This window comes from Lysinibacillus odysseyi 34hs-1 = NBRC 100172, from assembly GCF_001591965.1.
GTDB classification, from domain to species: Bacteria; Bacillota; Bacilli; order Bacillales_A; family Planococcaceae; genus Lysinibacillus_B; species Lysinibacillus_B odysseyi.
Window position 1 is genome coordinate 145,815 of sequence record NZ_BCVX01000004.1, and the last position, 19,272, is coordinate 165,086.

Here is a 19,272-nt window from a genome sequence, read left to right on the forward strand (position 1 = left end):
CTTGTATATAAAGCCTTTGCATCCAACAGAGGGCATCATTTACTACTATAATTTCAAAACTTACACTCAATCTACTACAAATAATTATTGATTTCTTCCACATTTGTCTCCGTTAATAGAAGGTAGAGTTATGCAAAGAATAATAATCACTGTCCAAAGAGAATTACTTGTGTTGAATACAGATAAAATTAGACTACATATAATGGCCCTTCAGTGGAGTAACATAAAGAAAAATCCTGTTTAAATTAATAGAAGATGTTAATCAAACTTTGTTATAAAGCCACTTGAGATGGGGTGAATAGGAAAAGTATCTTTATTTTGAATTATATTACAGGTGAATCTTTAAGAAGGAACATACAAAAGGGCTAAACAAAAGAGATACCATGAAAGGACAGGCAAGAGCTATTTTCTTCGGGAAACAGGAAGAACCTCAGGAATGAACCATACAGTATCAATTACAAAGAGCTGGTGCCTTACACATAAACATAAATGCCATTATTTGATTTTTATTATTACTTTCCCTTTAGCCCTGCCAGACTCTGCATATTCCATTGCTTTTTGAAAATCACCAAAAGAAAAAACCTTATCAATTACAGGTTTGATTTTACCTGATTCAATATAGTCTGCGATAATACGTAACTGTTCGCCGCTTGGCTCCATAAACAAAAATGTATATTGAACATGATGCTTTTTTTCAAGAGCAGTAAGTTTACTGCTCGCTGCTGAAAATAACAATGTTTTGAAAAATCCTGAACCATATTCTTTAGCGAAACGGGCATTCGGTAATCCCGAAACGGAAACAATTTTACCGCCTTCTTTGACAACATTAAACGATTTTTCTAATATCCCGCCCCCAAGTGTATCAAACACTGCATCATAATTTTTTAATACATCCTCAAATTTTTCTGTTTTGTAATTAATAACTTCATCTGCACCAAGAGATTTTACTAAATTCATACCGGCTTCACTGGCAGTAGTGGCAACAGTAGCCCCCATCAATTTTGCCAGTTGAATGGCAAAAGTACCGACACCACCAGCTCCAGCTTGAATGAAGACCTTTTGTCCTTTTTGTAATTGCAGTCTGTCGGAAAAAGCCTGGTACGCAGTTAGCCCAACCAATGGGATTGATGCTGCTTCCTCAAAAGTTAAATTTTTAGGCTTTAAGGCGATATCATCTTCATGAACAGAGATGTATTCAGCAAAAGTGCCAATTTTGCTCTTACGTGGACGTGCATATATTTCGTCACCAGCTTTAAAAAGAGTCACTTTTGAGCCTACTTTTACGACGACACCGGAAAAGTCGTTACCAAGAATAAGGGGCATTTTATATGTAAGTAACATTTTCACTTTTCCATCACGTATCTTAAAATCAATAGGGTTGATACTTGCTGCATGAATTTCTGCGAGTACCTCGTATTCCTCGATTTCGGGTACAGGCATTTCCGCCAAGCGCATTGGAACCTTCCCGTATTTATCTATGACTACAGCTTTCATTGCCTGCTCCTCCACATAACATATTTTTAATGAAAATCTTTCATAAACTTGTCGATATTCATCACAAGATTTTTTAATAAATCCAATTTTGACCGTATATTAATAAAATAAAAATTCTTTGTACCTTCCTTACGCATCAAAATAATACCGGCATCTCGTAATACCTTAAGGTGGTGTGAAACAGCAGGTCGGGAAAGATGCGTTTGTTCCGTAATTTCGCCTACACGCAATCCTGTTTTACATTCCGTTTTCATTAAAACTAATAAGATGGATTGACGGGTTTCATCGCCAATTGCCTGCAATACTTTTTGGGAATTAATGAAGTTCTCTTTAATCCTATTTAGTTGGTCGTGTTTATCCATTCAGCGAAATACCTCCTATAGTCAGTCGAATGGTTTAAGTTGATGAGCGATATGATTGAACACAACGATATAATATTTTTATACTTGGTGCAATATTGGGAAAGTAAATCGAGACGAATCACTTCTTCTGGATAAGCTTCATATCTTCCTGACGAATCCAGCTTGTCTTCTCAATCGTTTGAATCGTTATTAAACGTAAGAACCAGTAAAGCTCATTCCATTACTAATCAATAGAATGGGCTATTTGAACGAAGACTTTCTTTGTTCATTTGAACCCTCTTTTTTATTATGCTATCCGTCTTCCTATAAAAATCCCGGCTCCAATAAAAAAGGCCCTGCCTAAATAGATAGACAGGGCCCTGCAGCGTTATTTAAGCGATGTCGATTTTAAAAATTCGCGTGTTCGCTCTTCTTTTGGATTATTGAAAAACTGCTCAGGTGTACCGTGTTCGACAATTCTTCCCTCGTGCATGTACACGATACGGTCCGCTACCTCTTTAGCGAATCCCATTTCATGGGTTACGACAACCATCGTCATGCCTTCTTCGGCCAGGTCTTTCATCGTTGTTAAAACCTCGCCGACAAGTTCGGGATCGAGTGCCGATGTCGGCTCATCAAACAGCATAATGTCCGGTTCCATCGCAAGTGCTCTGGCAATCGCTACCCGCTGCTTTTGCCCCCCTGACAGTTTACTAGGGTAGACATCCGCCTTATCCTCCAAGCCTACTTTGCTTAGTAGCTGTTGTGCTTTGGAAATCGCATCCTCTTTGCTGACACCCTTTACCTTGATAGGTGCTTCGATAATGTTTTCCAATACCGTTTTGTGTGGGAATAGGTTGAAGTTTTGAAACACCATCCCGACTTTTTCCCGGATCTTGTTCAGATTATCGGTCCGCGGATTGACTTCTTTTCCTTCAATGATAATCTGGCCGTTATCCTTTCTTTCTAAAAAGTTCAAACAGCGGAGGAGGGTACTTTTCCCTGAACCACTCGATCCTATTAAACAAACAACATCGCTTTCGAAAACGGTCATATCGATATCTTTCAACACATGCAAGTCGCCAAACGATTTATTTAATTGATGTATTTTAATCATTTCTCTCATGTTCATTCTTTTTGCCTCCTATCTGTCGCTTATTGCTAATTTTCGTTCAGCCCGGTTCACTACAAGTGTCAACAGCGCCACCAGCAATAGGTAGTAGACTGCTACGATGAGTAAGTAGGTCATTTCGTCGAAATTATTAGAACCAAGCGTTGTCGCCACATTGAACAGCTCATTCATGGAGATAAATGCGGCTAACGAAGAATCTTTTAAACTGATGATAAATTGGTTGCCTAGAGGCGGCAGCGCCCGGCGGAATGCCTGCGGAAGGATAATGCTTCGTAATGTCAGTGACTTTGTCATCCCTAAAGAGCGTCCTGCCTCAAGCTGGCCTCTGTCGACCGACTGGATCGCTCCGCGGAGGATCTCGGAAATATAGGCTCCGTTATGTAACGCCAGAGCAAGTGAAGCAGCCCAAAAATCCGGAAGAAGGAAAATTCCGCTAATCCCGAAGTATAGAATAAAGATTTGAACGATCAGCGGTGTTCCGCGGACCAGGTAGACGTATACATCTGAAATAAGCTGTAAAATTTTTACCCTGGATATTTTTAATAAGGCAAAGACAAGACCGATAACGATTCCGAGTATAATCGAAACAGCCGTCAGCTCCAATGTTAAAAGCATTGCTTTTAGGAATACACCTTTTGTTTCTGCTAGTATGTCAAAAAAATGTGAAAAACTTGGCAAAGTACTACTTCCTTTCTTTTTATAGGATGGATTTATTCTGGCTTCTTCGTAATGTCCTCACCAAAATATTTGATGCTGATTTTTGACAGTGTCCCATCTTCACGGAGTTTTTCCAAAGCTTCGTTTACCCGCTTCAATAGCTGAGGATTATCCTGGGGCAGTACAATCGCCTGTTCACTGCGGTTAATCAGCTGCTGGCCTTTAATCTTAAACCCTTCCTTGGCAGCCGTTTTCCCTGTAACAAAATCCGTGACGACTGCATCATGACGCCCGCTGCTTAATGCTTTTAAAGCGGTAATATCGCTGTCATATGTTTTTACGTTGTCTGTGTACTTGGAAGCTGTATCGGCATATGTCGAACCTTTTGCTACAGCTACTTCCTTTCCCTTTAAATCTTCGACAGTCTTAATATCGCTGTCCGGTCTAGTAAAAATCTGCGGTCCCGAATAATAGTAGGGGGTAGAGAAGGAAACATGTTTGCTACGCTGCGGATTAATCGTGTGACTGGCAACGGCTGCATCCGCACGGCCGGTTTTTACCCCTTCTACAATCCCTTTGAATTTGATTCGCTTCTGAACCGGCTCAAGGCCCAATTCCTTTGCAACTGCTTCGCCGACCTCAACATCAAAGCCTGACATAGTGAGATCGTCATTTATGTAACTAAATGGCTTAAATTCACCGGAAGCGGCGAAAACAAATTGATTTTTATTGATCAGTTCAGAGCCGTCGTCAAGTTTGTCCTTCTCGGCACAAGCAGATAAAAAACAGACCATGATTATACTAAAAACCAATAGTAACTTTCTCTTCAATAACATGTTGGCTATCAACCCTTTTCCTCTGATTTCTTTCTGCAATGCCTTTAGCTAAATAGCTTGCTTATGAAAGTAAATACCCTGTTTACCTCTGATAAAACAAAAAGCATCAGGTACCTGTCACGGTTCCCGATACTTTCTGCATCCTCTACACCTTATGTATCCCTCGTTTCTGTAGGGTTTTTTCTCTCATAATATTTTTTGAAAAAAGTTAAAAAAGAGCAGGGAAAAGAGCCATTGCATGAAAAACTTGCAGTGTTTTTTTGTATGAAAATGACATTATGAGAATGTGATATATGGAAAAGTGAAGGTTTGCTGATTCTGCCTTTTTCCTGCTTAGGGTAGGGGAACTCAAAATGGTTTACTTATAGAGCGGTTCATCGCATCATCTATGGAGCAAAAGAAAAAGGCACCCAATTCGGCGCCTTTTAGCTTCTCATGTAAGCAGTCATACCCAAGTGCAAAAGCTTCGATCTTTTCACCCATTAAATCAAGAGAACTGCCAAAAACCCGCTACTGGCTCTTGTATCTCATTCGTTCCCATTTTGGCGAAAATATAGAGTGAGCCAAAACCAAAAGGATAGCTGTAACCGTCCCGGAGCAGCGTGTCAGGGTAACCGTCTTCATCTACCTGAAAGAAAAAAGAAAATGATTCCTCCGTCAGCTTCGCAAAATAATAGTCTTCATGTTGAATAAGTCTTGGGTTTCCGCCAAGTTTAATCAAAAAAGACTGCGCCATTGATTTTTCGTCATTGCTGATTTCACCGTCTGAAATCGCATGTTTTATAAGACCCGGATGAGTAAACAGTTCTTTGACGCTTTCCGCTGAAATGGGGTGCTCCATCACCTTTACCGAACAATTCGGATAGATGTTGTTGTCCACATATTCCTCATAGTCCTCCGGGATAAAGATTGACATCATGCTCTCGGAGTCAAAAGGATGGGGGAGGCACAAGTAAAAGTAATATTTTTGGGTACCTTCATGGATAAGGTGTGCCCGGTCGTCAAAGAAGTCAGGTGCATTCCCGCCGATCCAGCCTGTACCGTATTCGTTCGGCAGGGCCGGTTTTGCATAATAAAGAATACAGTCCGTTCTCTCGGCTAAAATATTCGTGCGGTTCTTCATTTACAGCTCTCCCTCAAGAAACTGAATGAGGTATATTTCAGGTTGCGTAAGGAACTCCGGAAAGCTGCATAAATCCGCATAAGTCTGGTGCTCCACGTCATAGCAGCCTATCATGCCTTTTTTCTTTGGATTCCAGACAAGCTGCAGATCAGAGTAATTGTCGATATCAGCTGAAAGCCGCAGCAGTTTTTGCCCGCCTACTTTCATCTCGATTGTATCGGTCAAAGTGAAAAAGTCGATATATTCGATATCGAATTCATTTTCTGCCAGCTCAAGACGGAGATTGTCTCCGGTAAGGAAGCTGACCAGCTCATCCGGGAGTTTGTATTTCTTCAGCTCATACTTCTTGTTTTCTACATTATGAAGGTCAGCCGGCTCCAGTGCTCTCAAATAGTCAGTCATGGCGGTATCCTTGTTGCTGACTGCAATCGTATACGGCCGCTCACCGTCTTTTTCTGCTAACGTAACGTCCGCCCCGTGTTCAATTAAAAATTTGACCATAGCCAAATTCCCGATACGCGCGGCTACCGTTAGCGGAGTCGCTTCATAAGGATAGACCATATCGGGTGTATTCGTATTGATGTCTACCCCCTGATCGAGCAAATAGGTAAGTGTCTTATAGTCATGGTTCGATACGGCTTCACGCAATACAGTACCACCATGCTGCTTGATATCCAATCCCAGCTCCTGGATAAGAGGGATATTTTTCTTGTTTCCGTAGTAGGCTTGTAAATAGGCGCCTGACCCTGTTTGATTGACCTTGTCCAGCTCGGCTCCTTGCGCTGCAATATACCTCACGATGTCTTCCTTGCAATGGCGGACAGCCCGTAAAAATGCCGGATTATGATGGACATTCAGGTCGGCCCCGTGCTCTACCAGCAGCTTTACAACCTCCATCTTCTGCGATACAAGCGCCAGATCCAACGGACTTAATGTAATATACTTGCTAAGTCCAATTCCTTCCTCAATGTTCCAGCCTGCTTCAATGGCAGCCTGCAAAGCCGGCATATTTCCTTCGTAAATATGCATGGCGATTTCCGGTAGCTCCTTGAACTTCCCGATTCCTTTTAAAACAATCATCCCAAACCCCTCCTACATTTACATTAGTTGCTTATCTAGTTATGAACTGCGGCGCCGATTTCTTATTGTGCCAGCGTACAGTAATAGTACCGTTCGTCATTTCAGAAATAGGGTGAAAACACCTTCCGGCCGCATTGGCTTCATAACAAATCACTTCCGCTTTCAGAAATCCTCGAACATCCAATTTCAACATGAATATTACCTCATCCATAAACCCGACAGATGGGATTCGCTCCGCGAGAAACTGTGACAAGATTGATGGCAATCACCCATTTAATATGTATCATATTTCCATTATAATGACCGTTTATCCTGAATACACTTAATTTTCACCTGAACGATGAAGATAGGAGAGATTCAGGAACTTTGCTCTATTTATGAATTGGTTCATCAGGACTAATAGAATCCTGTTTGGAATGGACAATCCATTCCCGGGAATATGGCTCGGTTGTGGAAGAAAAAATTCTGTCTATCAATATAGGGATTTTGCGTAATCTTTCTTTTAAAGTAACAAGTTTTATTTAAATAATCACCTTTTCTATCAAACTGCTTTCACCACATAAAAGATAGACTAATAAGAAATTTCAGAAAAGTATTGCAACTATAATTTCAACATGCTAAAGTAATCCGTATATTTGAAGTGTGAACTTCATATTTTACTAGAAAAAAGGAGGCGCTTCTTTTGAGTGATGCAATAACGATCAAAGAAAAAATCGAACAGCACTTCAGCTCGTTGTCAAAGGCACAGCAAAAGGTAGCGTCCTTTGTATTACATAATCCTACGTATATTGGTGTCCATTCCGCCACGGAAGTAGGGGAACGGGCGGGTACGAGTGAGACGACTGTCATCCGCTTCTGCTATGCCATTGGGTTAAATGGATATGCCCAGCTGCAGAAGGAGCTCACGATGTATTTATTCGAGCACAATACGAACAGCACACTCGGCAATTATGTATCTTCTAAAGAAGAACTTTTCAAAGAGCAGGCACTTTGCGAAAAGGTGATGGGCCAGATCAGTAATCAAATTGTCGGAATTGCCGGTCAAATAGATAAAGAGCAGTTTTCACAAACGACGAAAAGGCTGCATGAAGCGAAAACGATTTATCTTGTCGGGGCAGGGGCATCGAATTTTGCGGCCCAATGGCTCCAGTTTACGCTGAATATGCTCCGGCCGAATGTCAAGCTCGTGCAAGGTGAAACGAGCATGCTGATCCGTACATTGCAGGAAGCGGATGAAACGGCAGTCGCGATTGTCATTTCCCTGCACCGCTATTATAAGGAGCCGGTCCAGATTGCGGAGGAATTCGTCAAGCGCGGCGTCTACACGGTCGCGATTACGGATGCAAATGTAGCACCGATTCGGGCTGTTGCAAATGAAGCATTCGTCCTGCAGCAGGCGGAGCTTTCTACAATCGATATGATGCCTGCATTGATTTCCTTTTTGAATACGATCGTCGTCGGCATGATGTCGCATGATGCAGCTTACTATAATGAACAGCGTGTAAAGTTTGATGATTTTCAAAATAGCTTTATTGCGAACCGATGGAGTTGAGAAAAATGATGGAACAACAGTTAAGAGAGCGGATGCAGCATGTTTTTACCCACCTGCATGCCCATCCTGAAATCAGCTGGCAGGAGAAGGCAACGACAGCTTATCTGGCTGCCATGCTAACGGAGGAAGGACTGGAGCCCCGGACATTTGATGATATGACGGGCTTCTATGTCGATATTGGCGAAGGGATTCCGAAAGTCGGCTTCCGGACAGATATGGACGCGCTTTGGCAGGAGGTAAATGGTGAATTTAAGGCCAACCATTCATGCGGACATGACGGCCATATGACAATGGCAATCGGCGCGGCATTATTACTAAACGAACAGAAAGAATCATTGCCGGGTGCTGTCCGGTTCATTTTCCAGCCGGCTGAGGAAAAGGCGCAGGGTGCAAAGGCATTCGTCGAAAAAGGTGTTGTTGACCCGCTGCAGTTTCTATTCGGTGTCCATGTCCGGCCCCTTGTGGAATTAGCGGACGGTATGCATGCCCCCGCACTATACCACGGGGCGGCAAAGCTTTTTACCGGAACAATTACCGGGATAGAGGCACACGGAGCACGGCCGGAGCAGGGTATCAATGCGATAGAAGTAGCCGCTGCTTTAGTCGATGCCCTAAAGCGGATCTGGATCAGCCCGACAGAATCGGCATCGATCAAGATGACACAGCTGCAGGCAGGGGGATCGGCGACGAATATTATTCCGGGCTCTGCTACATTCAGTATCGATGCACGTGCCCAAACGAACACGGCGATGGATGCACTGACAGCGGGCTTGCAAAGAGCGGTTGCTGCTGTGGAAACATTATACGGAGCAACGATTACGACAACGATGGACGCGCATATCGCAGCCGCCCAGGTAGATGAGGAAGCAAAGGCGATCATGAAGCAGGCGATCATTGATGTTGCAGGGGAGGAGCACTGTGCACCGGATGTCGTAACACCCGGCGGGGAGGACTTCCATTTTTATGCCTATAAAAGACCGCAGCTGCAGACAACATTGCTTGGACTAGGATGCGGCGTCACGCCAGGGCTGCACCATCCGAACATGACATTTAATGAACAGCAGCTGCCAACCGGTGCCCGGATCATCACAAGAGCCATCATGCTGGCATTACAGAAAGCAGAAGGAAGCGATACAGAATGATTTCCATAAAAGAGCTGACAACAATCGAAGAGATGGAACAGGTGCAAAAGCTGGAGGAAGAGGTATGGGGAATCACGCCGCTGCCGACGCATCAGACATTAACAGCCTCCAAAAATGGAGGCATTCTTGTCGGTGCGTATGACGGCGAACGTTTAATCGGATTTAGCTACGGCTTTGCAGGAGTAAAGAACGGCAGGAGCTATTTATGCTCCCATATGCTCGGCATCGATGAAGCATACCGCTCACAGCGCATCGGTGAACGTCTGAAACAGGCTCAGCGGAAGCTGGCGATTGATAAGGGCTATGATTTGATGGTGTGGACATTCGACCCGCTTGAAACAAGAAATGGCTATTTGAACTTAACAAAGCTGAACGGCATTTGTGATACGTATATAGAAAACTGCTACGGCGAAATGCAGGACGGCTTCAATAAAGGACTGCCATCCGACCGCTTTGAGGTGCATTGGCATCTGAAAAGTGACTATGTCAGCAAGCAGCAAACACCGGCTGAAGCGGCACATGCTGCAGCAATCGGTGACATTACATTCGATGAAAACGGCTTGCCTCTATTAAGCTGTAAACTACTGGAGAATTTCGAGGAACCTGCCTACCGCTTACCGGTACCGAAGGATTTTCAGGATCTCAAAGGAAAAAGCCAGGAGCATGCCATGCACTGGCGCCTTGCGACACGCGATGTTTTCCAGGCGATGTTCGCAGCCGGATACGCAGCGGTCCGTTTACAGGTAAATGAGCAGTGGAATGATTACATTTTTGTGAAAAAAGCATCACTAGCACTTGGAGGGAACAAATGATGAAAATTACCGAAATAACAATCCGACATTTACAGATGAAATTGAAGGCACCGTTCACAACAAGCTTCGGCACATTTACAAATAAGGACTTTCTTCTATTGGAAGCAAAGGATGAGGACGGCACAATCGGCTGGGGCGAATCTGTTGCATTCCATTCACCGTGGTACAACGAGGAAACGCTAAAAACAAACTGGCATATGCTCGAGGATTATTTAATCCCGCTCATTTTAAATAAAGAAATTACCCATCCGGATGAAGTAAGCGAAATTTTCGAGCCGATCCGCAAAAACAATATGGCGAAATCCACAATCGAAGGAGCCATCTGGGACATTTACGCACAGCAGACGAATCAATCGCTTGCCGCTGCTCTCGGCGGGACAAAGGACAAAATTGAAGTAGGGATCAGCATCGGCATCCAGCAATCGATTGAGGACCTTGTAGCGCTCGTAGATGAGTATGTGAAGGAAGGCTATAAACGCATCAAAGTAAAAATCAAGCCGGGCTGGGATGTAGAGGTCATGCGTACACTGCGTGAAAAATTCCCGGACGTCGCGATTATGGCAGATGCAAACTCGGCGTACCGTCTGGCGGATGCAGAGCTGCTCAAGCAGCTGGATGCGTTTGATCTCACAATGGTCGAGCAGCCGCTTGCATCTGATGACATCATCGACCATGCGACACTCCAAAAGCAGATGACAACACCGATCTGTCTCGATGAAAGTATCCATTCATTGGAGGATGCACGAAAAGCGGTCGAGCTCGGAGCAACGAAAATTATCAATATTAAAATCGGCCGTGTAGGCGGCTTGACGGAAGCGAAGAAAATCCATGACTACTGCCAATCCGTCGGTGTACCGGTATGGTGCGGCGGCATGCTGGAGTCAGGTATCGGCCGTGCGCATAACGTTGCGTTAACGACCCTGTCAAACTTCATCCTGCCAGGCGATACAGCAAGCTCGAACCGCTACTGGGAAAAGGACATTATCGAGCCGGAAGTCGTGGCGGAAAACGGCTATATCCATGTGCCGCAAACAGCAGGCATCGGCTATGAGGTAAACCGGGACACAGTGGAGGATTATACGGTGGAGAAGAAAACGTATAAATGATCTTTCAGCCTTAAGCATTGAAAGGTGCTTAAGGTTCCTCTTACATTTATATTTTCTGAATTTTTAAATATATTGACAAAAAAATACTAAAGAGCGGGTGAATATATGAAAAGAAGTTTACAGATTGGCGGGGCATTCGTCGGGTTGATTGTCGGCGCGGGCTTTGCTTCCGGCCAGGAAATCATGCAGTATTTTACGAGCTTCGGTCTTATGGGGATTCTCGGCGGAATTATAGCAACGGCTGCTTTTGCCTTCCTCGGAATGGCGCTTGCACAGCTCGGCTCCAAGCTGCAGACATCATCCCATAAAGGGGTTATCTATCATATCGGGGGACCGTATATCGGCTTTGTTCTCGACTTTCTCATCACGTTCTTCCTGTTCGGTGTAGCAGTCGTCATGTTTGCCGGCGCGGGCTCTACGTTCCATCAAATGTTCGGCATTAACCCGATGCTGGGGAGCATCATCATGGTAGCCGCGACGATTTGCACGCTTCTATTAAACGTAAAGAACATTATCAATCTTATTGCCGTCATTACACCATATTTAATGGTCGTCATCTTCATCATTTTGATTTATTCCATTTTCACGATGGACATTTCCTTTACGGAAGCAAATGAGATGGCGCAGACACAAAGCGCAGCGGCTTCTAACTGGATTGTCGGGGCATTGCTATATGTATCGTACAATATCGCGGCAGGTGCAGCGATGCTGATTGTGATGGGCGGTACGGAAAAGGACCGGAAAGTTGCGGGTCTTGGCGGAGCGTTCGGCGGATTGATGCTCGGAGCACTGATCATTTTAATCAATCTTGCGATGTTTATGAAAATGGACGCTGTGGCAGGAGTGGACATGCCGACACTTGAACTGGCAAACCAGATCCACCCGGCAGTCGGGGTGCTGATGGCCATTGCACTGCTTGGCATGATGTATAACACGGCGGTCGGTATGTTCTATGCCTTTACGGTACGGTTTGTGGAACCGGATCATAAAGCATTCAAGCCGGCTATCGTCATCATCGGTCTTGCAGGCTTCGGCGCAAGCTTCGTCGGCTTTACGACACTTGTCGGAAAAGTGTATTCGACGATGGGCTATCTAGGCTTTGCGTTAATTATCGCGGTCATCATTGCATGGATGAGAAAAGATAACAGACCGTCTCGAGCAGAAGTCACGATCAAAAATCAGGCAGGGCATTTGGAATGATTTCATTCCAAATGCTCAGCCTGTTGACAAACGCTTTCATCCCGCGTTGCTTGTCTGGCAAGCGTTTTCAAGACAGGCTGGATGAGCCTTCCTATCTCGATATTACTTAAAAAAGCAGTTGGAATAATTATATTCCAACTGCTTTTTTATATGAGGCATTGTCCATTCATGCCCCGTGCGCTGTGAACATAGGCTAGTACAACAGTATTTGGCAGGCAGCACGGAAAAAAGATGGACAAGTAGGTGTTGTATGAAGAAGAGCTTTCAAATCGGCGGTGCGTTCGTCGGGCTTGTGACGGGGGCGGGCTTTGCGTCGGGGCAGGAAATCATGCAGTATTTTACGAGCTTTGGTGTCATGGGAATCGTTGGCGGACTTGTCGCCACGATTGTATTTGCCTTTCTAGGGATGATTCTCGCACAGCTCGGCTCGGATCTGCAGACGACCTCCCATAAGGAAGGGATCTATTATATCGGCGGGCGTTTTCTCGGTCCTGTGCTGGACATGTTTATTACGGCTATTTTATTTGGTGTGGCGGTCGTCATGTTTGCTGGTGCAGGCGCTACCTTCTACCAGACATTCGGCATCGAACCGGTCATCGGTAATATCGTGATGGTGATAGCGACGATTTTGACATTGCTGCTTGATGTGAAGAACATTCTGAAGGTCGTTGCGATGCTGACCCCTTATTTGATGGGCATCATTTTTGTTGTTTTGCTTTATTCCTTCTTTACGATGGACTATTCAATCGGTGAACTGGACGTGCTGGCCCGGGAGCAGCCGGCAGCGGCATCGAGCTGGTGGATGGGTGCCATTTTGTATGTTTCGTACAATATTGCAGCCGGTGCAGCGATGCTCATTGTGATGGGCGGTACAGAAAAGGACCGTAAAATAGCAGGGCGCGGGGGCATACTCGGAGGCGTCATGCTCGGTATCCTCATTGTCCTTATCAATCTTTCGCTGTTTGCCAAAATGGATGTAGTGGCGGGTGTGGATATGCCGACACTGGAACTGGCAAAGCAGATCCATCCGGCAGTCGGTATCTGTATGGCGCTTGTGCTGCTCGGCATGATGTACAACACAGCAGTCGGCATGTTTTATGTCTTTACCGTACGCTTTATTTCTCCTGACAAACCAATGTTCAAGCCGACTATCGTACTTGTCGGGTTCATCGGCTTCGCGGCGAGCACAGCCGGCTTTACGACTCTTGTAGGGAAGCTGTATTCGACGATGGGCTATCTTGGCTTTATACTCGTCATCGCCATTATGCTGGCATGGGCACGAAATGAAGACAGGAGAAAACGCCATTAGCGCGAATGTTTAAAAGGTGGAAAATAGTTTATAAGAAGGATAAAGCAAAAAGGGGGCATATCGTGAAAAAACTACTCTTAACTGCTGGTATCCTTTGCCTGGCCGGCTGTACGGAAAATGAAAGACCGGAAGCAGAAGAAAAACAACCCGTCCAAAAGGAATCAGAGATACAGGAAAAGCCTGAACTGACGGAAGCAGAAATCAAGCAAAAGCAGCAGCTCCTTAATGTACTGGAGGGTGTAGCCTACGGTTTCGGTGTCGTCCCGGACCGTTCCTCCTTCAGTGACAGCCGCTATGGACTTGCACATGCTGAGTTAGTTGATGTAAACCAGGACGGACAGGACGAGCTGTATATGCTGTTCAGGGGCTCACCGCATCATAAGGATGAGCTCGACCACCGCAATCAGGACGGCTATACACTGGAAATCTGGCAGGCGAATCCGGAAACGAAACAAGCGGCACTCCTGCATTATGATTTCATCAACCTAGATTCCGTTGCGCCTACAGATATGAGTATTTCCTTTGTGACAACAGGCAAGGGGGAAGTACTGCTGAAGAACAGCTACTTCCAATCGGATGAACAGGAAAACTTCGATGAATCGACGTATTATGCATACCGTGACGGAACATTCGAGCAGGTGCTAGCAGCCTACCACGGGGCGGGAGAGCAGGAAGAGTACCGGCTGGATGATAAAAAAGTCGACAGGGAAACGTTTAAACAGCGGATGAAGGATGTCGAAGGTGAAGAAGTCGCCATCGTAAAAAGCGAGGAAGGGGAAAAGACATTTGCCTTTGAGACAGCGGATATTTCAGGCAATATCGGCAGCGTATTTTCCGATTTGACGGAAAGGTTCAATACGGCATTCGAAAACGGGAAGGAGCCTTCCGAGGAAGAGATGGCCAAAATCGAGGAAGGGATGTCCGGGTTAAAGTATTCAGGCAAGATCGATCAACGGAACCCGGAAACGTATGAGCCAATCATCACAAGCATGATTGTAACGGGAGATGTACCGCAGGACGGCGGCAACCTGGATTACTTCATGGGCTATAAAGAAGAAACCGTAGCGAAGCAGATAAAGGCACTCCATAATATCGATTTAGACGGGGCGGCTCTTGGGCTGCCATCCCCGCAGAAGCTGGACAATACAACACTTCTGCACTATGGGAACGGGGTATTTTACGTCCCGCCGAGTGACTTCCATAATCAGCATGCGACGCGTGAAGTAACAGCGGCAGCAAAGGTAACGGACGATACGTATTTTGTCACGTTCCGCGATGCATTCTTTGACCTCATGGGCTATACGGATGCAACAGAGGACGACAGCTTTGACCCGGACAAATACGAGAACGTCCCGGTCACTGGGTGGCCAAAGGAAACACAGGACTACATCTCGAACGGCATCCCGGGCTATGCTGTCGTAAAGCTGGTGGACGGCAAGGTACAGATTCCCTATATGGGCTACCGGAACTTAACGGAAGCGGAGCTGAAGAGTTTTTAATAATAGAAGAAGCGCCTGTTTGAACGAATATTCAAACAGGCGCTTTTTTACGGTTAGTCAAAATTGAAACGGCTCTCCACTTCAGGGCTTGCTTTCGGCAGCTCCATCCCTTCTTTCCAGACAAGAATGGCATCATCAGGTGCGCCGTAATAAATCGCTTGTATATCCGGTCCTTTCCCGTCTTCCTTATACATGTCGAGTTTGATGGCATCATACCAATTTTCCAGCTTATATGGCAGCTCGGACTTCTCCTTGATGATCGGCCGTAACGGAATCATATAGAAATTGCCGTCCTCGTCTATGTCATATTTCAGCTGGTACAGCGCATAGCCGTCCGTAATCTCTGCATGGTAGACGATTCTGCCGTCAGCGAGTAGGCTGACATCGGAAATTTTTACATCCTCTGAGGCAACGGTCGTAATATTCCATTTACACAATCCGTAATAGCCGCCCACTAGAAGCAGGCACAGCACAGTCGTAATCGCTATGCCTTTGAGAAAAGCTTTTTTTCTTGTCTTATTCCAGAAGACCGACATGCTTTTCAGTACAGTCCCTTCCTGTTGATTGTTCCTGATATCAGCAGGAGTCAGCTGGATATCCTGCTTGATGGCTGCCAGCTCGGCCCGGCAGTCTTTACAGGTCGACAGGTGCTCCTCAATCATCTGCCTGCTCGACTCGCTGCACACCTCATCGTGATACAGCGGCAGCAGGTCCCGTACGACATCACACGACAATTTGCTCATTGTTCTTCCTCCTTAAGCCTCGTCTGCAGTTTCTGTTTGGCCCGGTGAAATGTAACCCGCGCCCAGCTCTCCGTCTTCCCGAACAGCTGGCTGATCTGCCGAAACGATAATTCACCAAAAATCCGCAGCGTAAACACTTCCTTGTACGGCTCCTCCAGCCGGTGCAGCGCCTGATGGATCCGGAATACATTTTCCTTATCCGTCATCAAATCCTCAATGCGCACACCTTCCTGCTCGGGCACATCCTCGTCAGAAAACCGCTTCTGCTTCTCCAAATAAGTAAAATATGTATTTTTCGCAATCTGACACAGCCATACGTGCAGCTTGCACTGACCGTGGAATGACTCAATGCCTTTCAGCGCCTTAAAAAACGTCTCCTGCGTAATCTCCTCGGCAACCTTGTCATTGCGGCTGAGCGAATACACAAAGGCATACACATCCTTGAAATACCGCTCGTAAATATCCCCGAACTCCGTCACATTCCACCCTCCCTTCCTATATAAGACCTGGCTAAAGGTTATTCGTTACAAAATTTGTGCGTAATTTTTGTCTTGCGATAAGATATACATGGCTGACTGCACATTCCACTACGGGTGGACGCTTTCCACGGGCGAGGCCAAGCCTCCTCGTCGCTTCACTCCTGCGGGGTCTCGGCTTTCTCGCTTTTCCCGCTGGAAGCTTTGCTCTGCATCGAAAGCGTAGCGGCAGATGCACTCGCCACCCTTCGTTACATGTGCTTTTTCCTCTATAAAAAATAACCGTTCCTTCTAGTATACTTTCAATGTCTGGGAGGGAGGGCTAGCATTTTATATAAGAACGCTTTGATCTTCCAGCACAGTGCATCTTAACAAGTACTTTTAGCAAACGCTAATTGCTTAGGACTCCAAAATCTTAATGGAAGATTTTTAAACAGCCAAAACGACTCTCTGCTGATTTTGACATACAACTTAAATAAAAATAAAAGACAATCTACATAACGTTTATTTTACGTTATGTCGTATATGGATTTGGCTGTTTTGCAATATGCAGCTGCTAAAGAAGGACAGAACAAAAAAGGATCTGTATCTATTTTTGTAGCAAAGGAATTAGAGCTGTAATTCCAAGTATGTCGGAAGTTTTCGGATGACGTAAAGAAAGGAGATTTCCATAGAAAAGGAGGAAGAGAATGATTTGGCAGCGGCGCCAGTAATCAATAGGGAAAAGAGGCAGGCACTTCTCTTGAAGTTATGCCGTTCACGCGTTATAATAAGTACTGTAAGTTGCCAGTGGGTATCTACTCATACGATACTCATTATAGAACAAGTGCGTTTTGTTCTACCCGTACACGACACAGCTCGTGACCCGGACATAGTGCGTATTATACGCCTTCTATTATTCGGGGACGTTACGGATTCGACAGGGATGGTTCAAGCTCTAGTCGCGCGTCGGAGGTCTCGGCTCCGTCATCAACGGAAGTTATATAATAACTGGCAAACAACAAAATTTAGCTTTCGCAGCGTAAGCTCGTAAGCGCTCCGCCTCTGCATCGCCCATGTGCAGTCCGTGGGGCCCAACTTTAGTGGGATACGACCTGCTGGTACCACCTGAGTCAGCGGTAAGAGATTTCCAGGTTAGTGCACAGGACGCCTGTTTGTCGGCATAATGCTGCATGAATCGCAAGTAGACAAACTACACGCGTAGAAGCTGGCGTATTGGAGTTTCTGGACGCGGGTTCGACTCCCGCCGTCTCCATAATATGGATTTCATTGAATTTCATTTGATTTCAATGAATCTCAAAACCCTTGATATTCAAGGGTTTTTTGCTTTTTTAGAGATCCATTTACTTTCATCTGGTTTCATTCAATTTCATCTTTATAAGGTCAATTTTATGGTCAATCTATGGTCACGATTTTAAGGAGTTGGTGAATAAATTAACCGTTTCTTTTTCGGCATGCGCAGTTAAGTGCGTGTAGATGTCCATCGTCGTTTTTATGTCTGAATGACCGAGGCGTTGTTGGACCTGTTTCATATTTGCACCTGACTCGATCAAGAGCGAAGTATGAGTGTGTCTGAGGCCGTGGGTGGTAAGTGGTGGAGGTTTATATTTATTAATTACATAATTGAGCCACTTACGAGTTTTAGTCTGTTGCAAATAATTGTTTTCTTCATTGGGCATCACTAACTGCTTCTTCTTTTTAAATCGTCTACCTAAATTGTTTTTAAGGTCAAATTGCCACTCTTTTAATAGATTAATCGTTTCATCATCTAAACTAATTGTTCGGCTCGTACCTGTTTTAGTAGATTTCTCGTACAAATTATTTTCTACTCCACGCCCTATGGATTTATTGATTGTCATTTCTTTTTTGTCAAAATCAATGTCTTCCCAAGTCAGCGCTGTTAATTCTCCTATACGCATCCCTGTAAAAGCTAATACGTGAATTGCCACATATGCTTTTCGATTGCTTTCTTCCTTCATAAGAGAAAGTAGTCTATTTAACTCTTCCTTCGAATAAAAGTTACGCTCAACTCGATTTATGCTTTTTTTAGGTGCGCGCTTTTTCGGCATTTCTACTAATTTAAATGGATTTGATTGAATAAGGTCACGTTTAATAGCGTAATCTAATACCTTTGAAGCGTATGCTTTAACTGTCCGCGCTTTTACTAATTTCTCATGAAGCCTGTTAACAAATTTCTGGCAAATATCCACATTTAACTGTTCAATACGATAATCACCGATTGCAGGTAGAATATGATGCTCGAAATATTTTAGTGTTTTATTTAGGGTACTTTCTTCAACTGTATTTTTATATGATTCTACCCACGCATCGTATAAATCGCGGTATGATTCGTAAGTTCTTTTTTGAAACGTCCCGTTCGCAATTTCAAACTGAATTCGCGTAAGAGCAGATTGTGCCTCTTTCACAGACTTAAAGCCACGACGCGTTGTGTATTGAGGTTTGCCAGTCATAGGATCCAAGCCGAGATAAACTTTGAACATATAATAAGTCTTACCATCTTTTTTCTTGTACGCTTTAATCGGAGTGTTTGATTTCTTTGGCATAGTTAGTATTCCTCCTATAATTACGGGGACAAATTACAAAGGGAATATAACCAGCGTTACTTAATGAAACACCTATATTATAAAATTACGGGTTCGAGTTGTCTAAAAAATAGCGTAATTTGCCACCGTAAGTTATTTTAAAGTTTTGAGTAATGGAAATTTTGATTAGCAGATTGCTAATAGAAAGGGTTGTTTACAACGTGGAA

The 19,272-nt window shown here is 44.6% G+C and carries 18 protein-coding genes, 1 other RNA gene and 1 pseudogene; 9 read left to right on the forward strand and 11 right to left on the reverse strand.

The annotated features are described in order from the left end of the window. Positions 1–303: 303 nt before the first annotated feature. A pseudogene (locus BOD01S_RS23915) lies at positions 304–437 on the forward strand (Tn3 family transposase); the annotation flags it as partial. A 58-nt stretch (positions 438–495) separates the two neighbouring features. Here BOD01S_RS23915 and BOD01S_RS08015 read toward each other — a convergent pair. The 8 genes from BOD01S_RS08015 to BOD01S_RS08045 form a co-directional block, all read right to left on the reverse strand. Beyond that, positions 496–1,494, reverse strand: coding sequence for an NADP-dependent oxidoreductase (locus BOD01S_RS08015; protein ID WP_036157280.1), 999 nt, complete (start codon positions 1,492–1,494; stop codon positions 496–498). A gap of 26 nt (positions 1,495–1,520) precedes the next feature. Then, on the reverse strand, positions 1,521–1,856 hold the full coding sequence (locus BOD01S_RS08020; protein ID WP_036157278.1) for an ArsR/SmtB family transcription factor: 336 nt from the start codon (positions 1,854–1,856) through the stop codon (positions 1,521–1,523). 367 nt (positions 1,857–2,223) lie between these two features. After that, positions 2,224–2,967 (reverse strand): amino acid ABC transporter ATP-binding protein, encoded by a 744-nt coding sequence (locus BOD01S_RS08025; protein WP_036157276.1) that lies wholly within the window; start codon positions 2,965–2,967, stop codon positions 2,224–2,226. Between the two features lie 12 nt (positions 2,968–2,979). After that, complete coding sequence (locus BOD01S_RS08030; RefSeq protein WP_036157274.1) at positions 2,980–3,645, reverse strand: amino acid ABC transporter permease; 666 nt, start codon at positions 3,643–3,645, stop codon at positions 2,980–2,982. A gap of 32 nt (positions 3,646–3,677) precedes the next feature. Beyond that, a complete protein-coding gene (locus tag BOD01S_RS08035; RefSeq protein ID WP_036157273.1) occupies positions 3,678–4,460 on the reverse strand; it encodes a transporter substrate-binding domain-containing protein in 783 nt (260 codons plus the stop codon). 348 nt (positions 4,461–4,808) lie between these two features. Next, entirely contained in the window at positions 4,809–4,943 is a 135-nt protein-coding gene (locus tag BOD01S_RS23820) for a hypothetical protein (RefSeq protein WP_280520956.1), read from the reverse strand. Positions 4,944–4,947: 4 nt separating this feature from the next. Next, the gene (locus BOD01S_RS08040; protein ID WP_036157271.1) at positions 4,948–5,583 is read right to left on the reverse strand and encodes a hypothetical protein; all 636 of its coding nucleotides are present in this window, start codon (positions 5,581–5,583) and stop codon (positions 4,948–4,950) included. Next, complete coding sequence (locus BOD01S_RS08045) at positions 5,584–6,663, reverse strand: ankyrin repeat domain-containing protein (protein WP_036157268.1); 1,080 nt, start codon at positions 6,661–6,663, stop codon at positions 5,584–5,586. A 682-nt stretch (positions 6,664–7,345) separates the two neighbouring features. On the opposite strand from BOD01S_RS08045, the gene BOD01S_RS08050 reads away from it, so the two are divergent. The 7 genes from BOD01S_RS08050 to BOD01S_RS08080 all read left to right on the forward strand — a co-directional run bounded on the left by BOD01S_RS08050 (position 7,346) and on the right by BOD01S_RS08080 (position 15,283). Then, positions 7,346–8,215, forward strand: a complete 870-nt coding sequence (locus BOD01S_RS08050) for a MurR/RpiR family transcriptional regulator (RefSeq protein WP_036157266.1) — start codon at positions 7,346–7,348, stop codon at positions 8,213–8,215. Between the two features lie 5 nt (positions 8,216–8,220). Continuing rightward, on the forward strand, positions 8,221–9,357 hold the full coding sequence (locus BOD01S_RS08055) for a M20 peptidase aminoacylase family protein (RefSeq protein ID WP_036157264.1): 1,137 nt from the start codon (positions 8,221–8,223) through the stop codon (positions 9,355–9,357). Then, entirely contained in the window at positions 9,354–10,169 is an 816-nt protein-coding gene (locus BOD01S_RS08060; RefSeq protein WP_036157262.1) for a GNAT family N-acetyltransferase, read from the forward strand. The genes BOD01S_RS08055 and BOD01S_RS08060 overlap by 4 nt, the downstream gene beginning before the upstream one ends. Next, positions 10,169–11,275 carry an o-succinylbenzoate synthase gene (gene menC / locus BOD01S_RS08065; RefSeq protein WP_036157696.1) on the forward strand — a complete coding sequence of 369 codons (1,107 nt, stop codon included), beginning with the start codon at positions 10,169–10,171 and terminating at the stop codon, positions 11,273–11,275. Before BOD01S_RS08060 ends, menC begins: the two co-directional genes overlap by 1 nt. A 105-nt stretch (positions 11,276–11,380) precedes the next feature. After that, complete coding sequence (locus tag BOD01S_RS08070; protein WP_036157260.1) at positions 11,381–12,475, forward strand: YkvI family membrane protein; 1,095 nt, start codon at positions 11,381–11,383, stop codon at positions 12,473–12,475. A 250-nt stretch (positions 12,476–12,725) separates the two neighbouring features. Beyond that, on the forward strand, positions 12,726–13,784 hold the full coding sequence (locus tag BOD01S_RS08075; RefSeq protein WP_036157258.1) for a YkvI family membrane protein: 1,059 nt from the start codon (positions 12,726–12,728) through the stop codon (positions 13,782–13,784). A 62-nt stretch (positions 13,785–13,846) separates the two neighbouring features. Then, on the forward strand, positions 13,847–15,283 hold the full coding sequence (locus tag BOD01S_RS08080) for a hypothetical protein (RefSeq protein ID WP_036157256.1): 1,437 nt from the start codon (positions 13,847–13,849) through the stop codon (positions 15,281–15,283). A 53-nt stretch (positions 15,284–15,336) separates the two neighbouring features. On the opposite strand, the gene BOD01S_RS08085 is transcribed toward BOD01S_RS08080, so the two are convergent. Both BOD01S_RS08085 and BOD01S_RS08090 read right to left on the reverse strand, forming a co-directional pair. Next, positions 15,337–16,026 (reverse strand): zf-HC2 domain-containing protein, encoded by a 690-nt coding sequence (locus BOD01S_RS08085; RefSeq protein WP_036157254.1) that lies wholly within the window; start codon positions 16,024–16,026, stop codon positions 15,337–15,339. Then, positions 16,023–16,505: an RNA polymerase sigma factor gene (locus BOD01S_RS08090; protein ID WP_036157252.1), complete on the reverse strand. Its 483-nt coding sequence runs from the start codon at positions 16,503–16,505 to the stop codon at positions 16,023–16,025. The genes BOD01S_RS08085 and BOD01S_RS08090 overlap by 4 nt, the downstream gene beginning before the upstream one ends. Before the next feature lie 898 nt (positions 16,506–17,403). On the opposite strand from BOD01S_RS08090, the gene ssrA reads away from it, so the two are divergent. Beyond that, positions 17,404–17,760, forward strand: a transfer-messenger RNA (tmRNA) gene (gene ssrA, locus BOD01S_RS08095). 148 nt (positions 17,761–17,908) lie between these two features. Here the strand turns inward: ssrA and BOD01S_RS08100 are convergent. Next, positions 17,909–19,066 (reverse strand): site-specific integrase, encoded by a 1,158-nt coding sequence (locus BOD01S_RS08100; RefSeq protein ID WP_036157250.1) that lies wholly within the window; start codon positions 19,064–19,066, stop codon positions 17,909–17,911. Between the last annotated feature and the right edge of the window lie 206 nt (positions 19,067–19,272).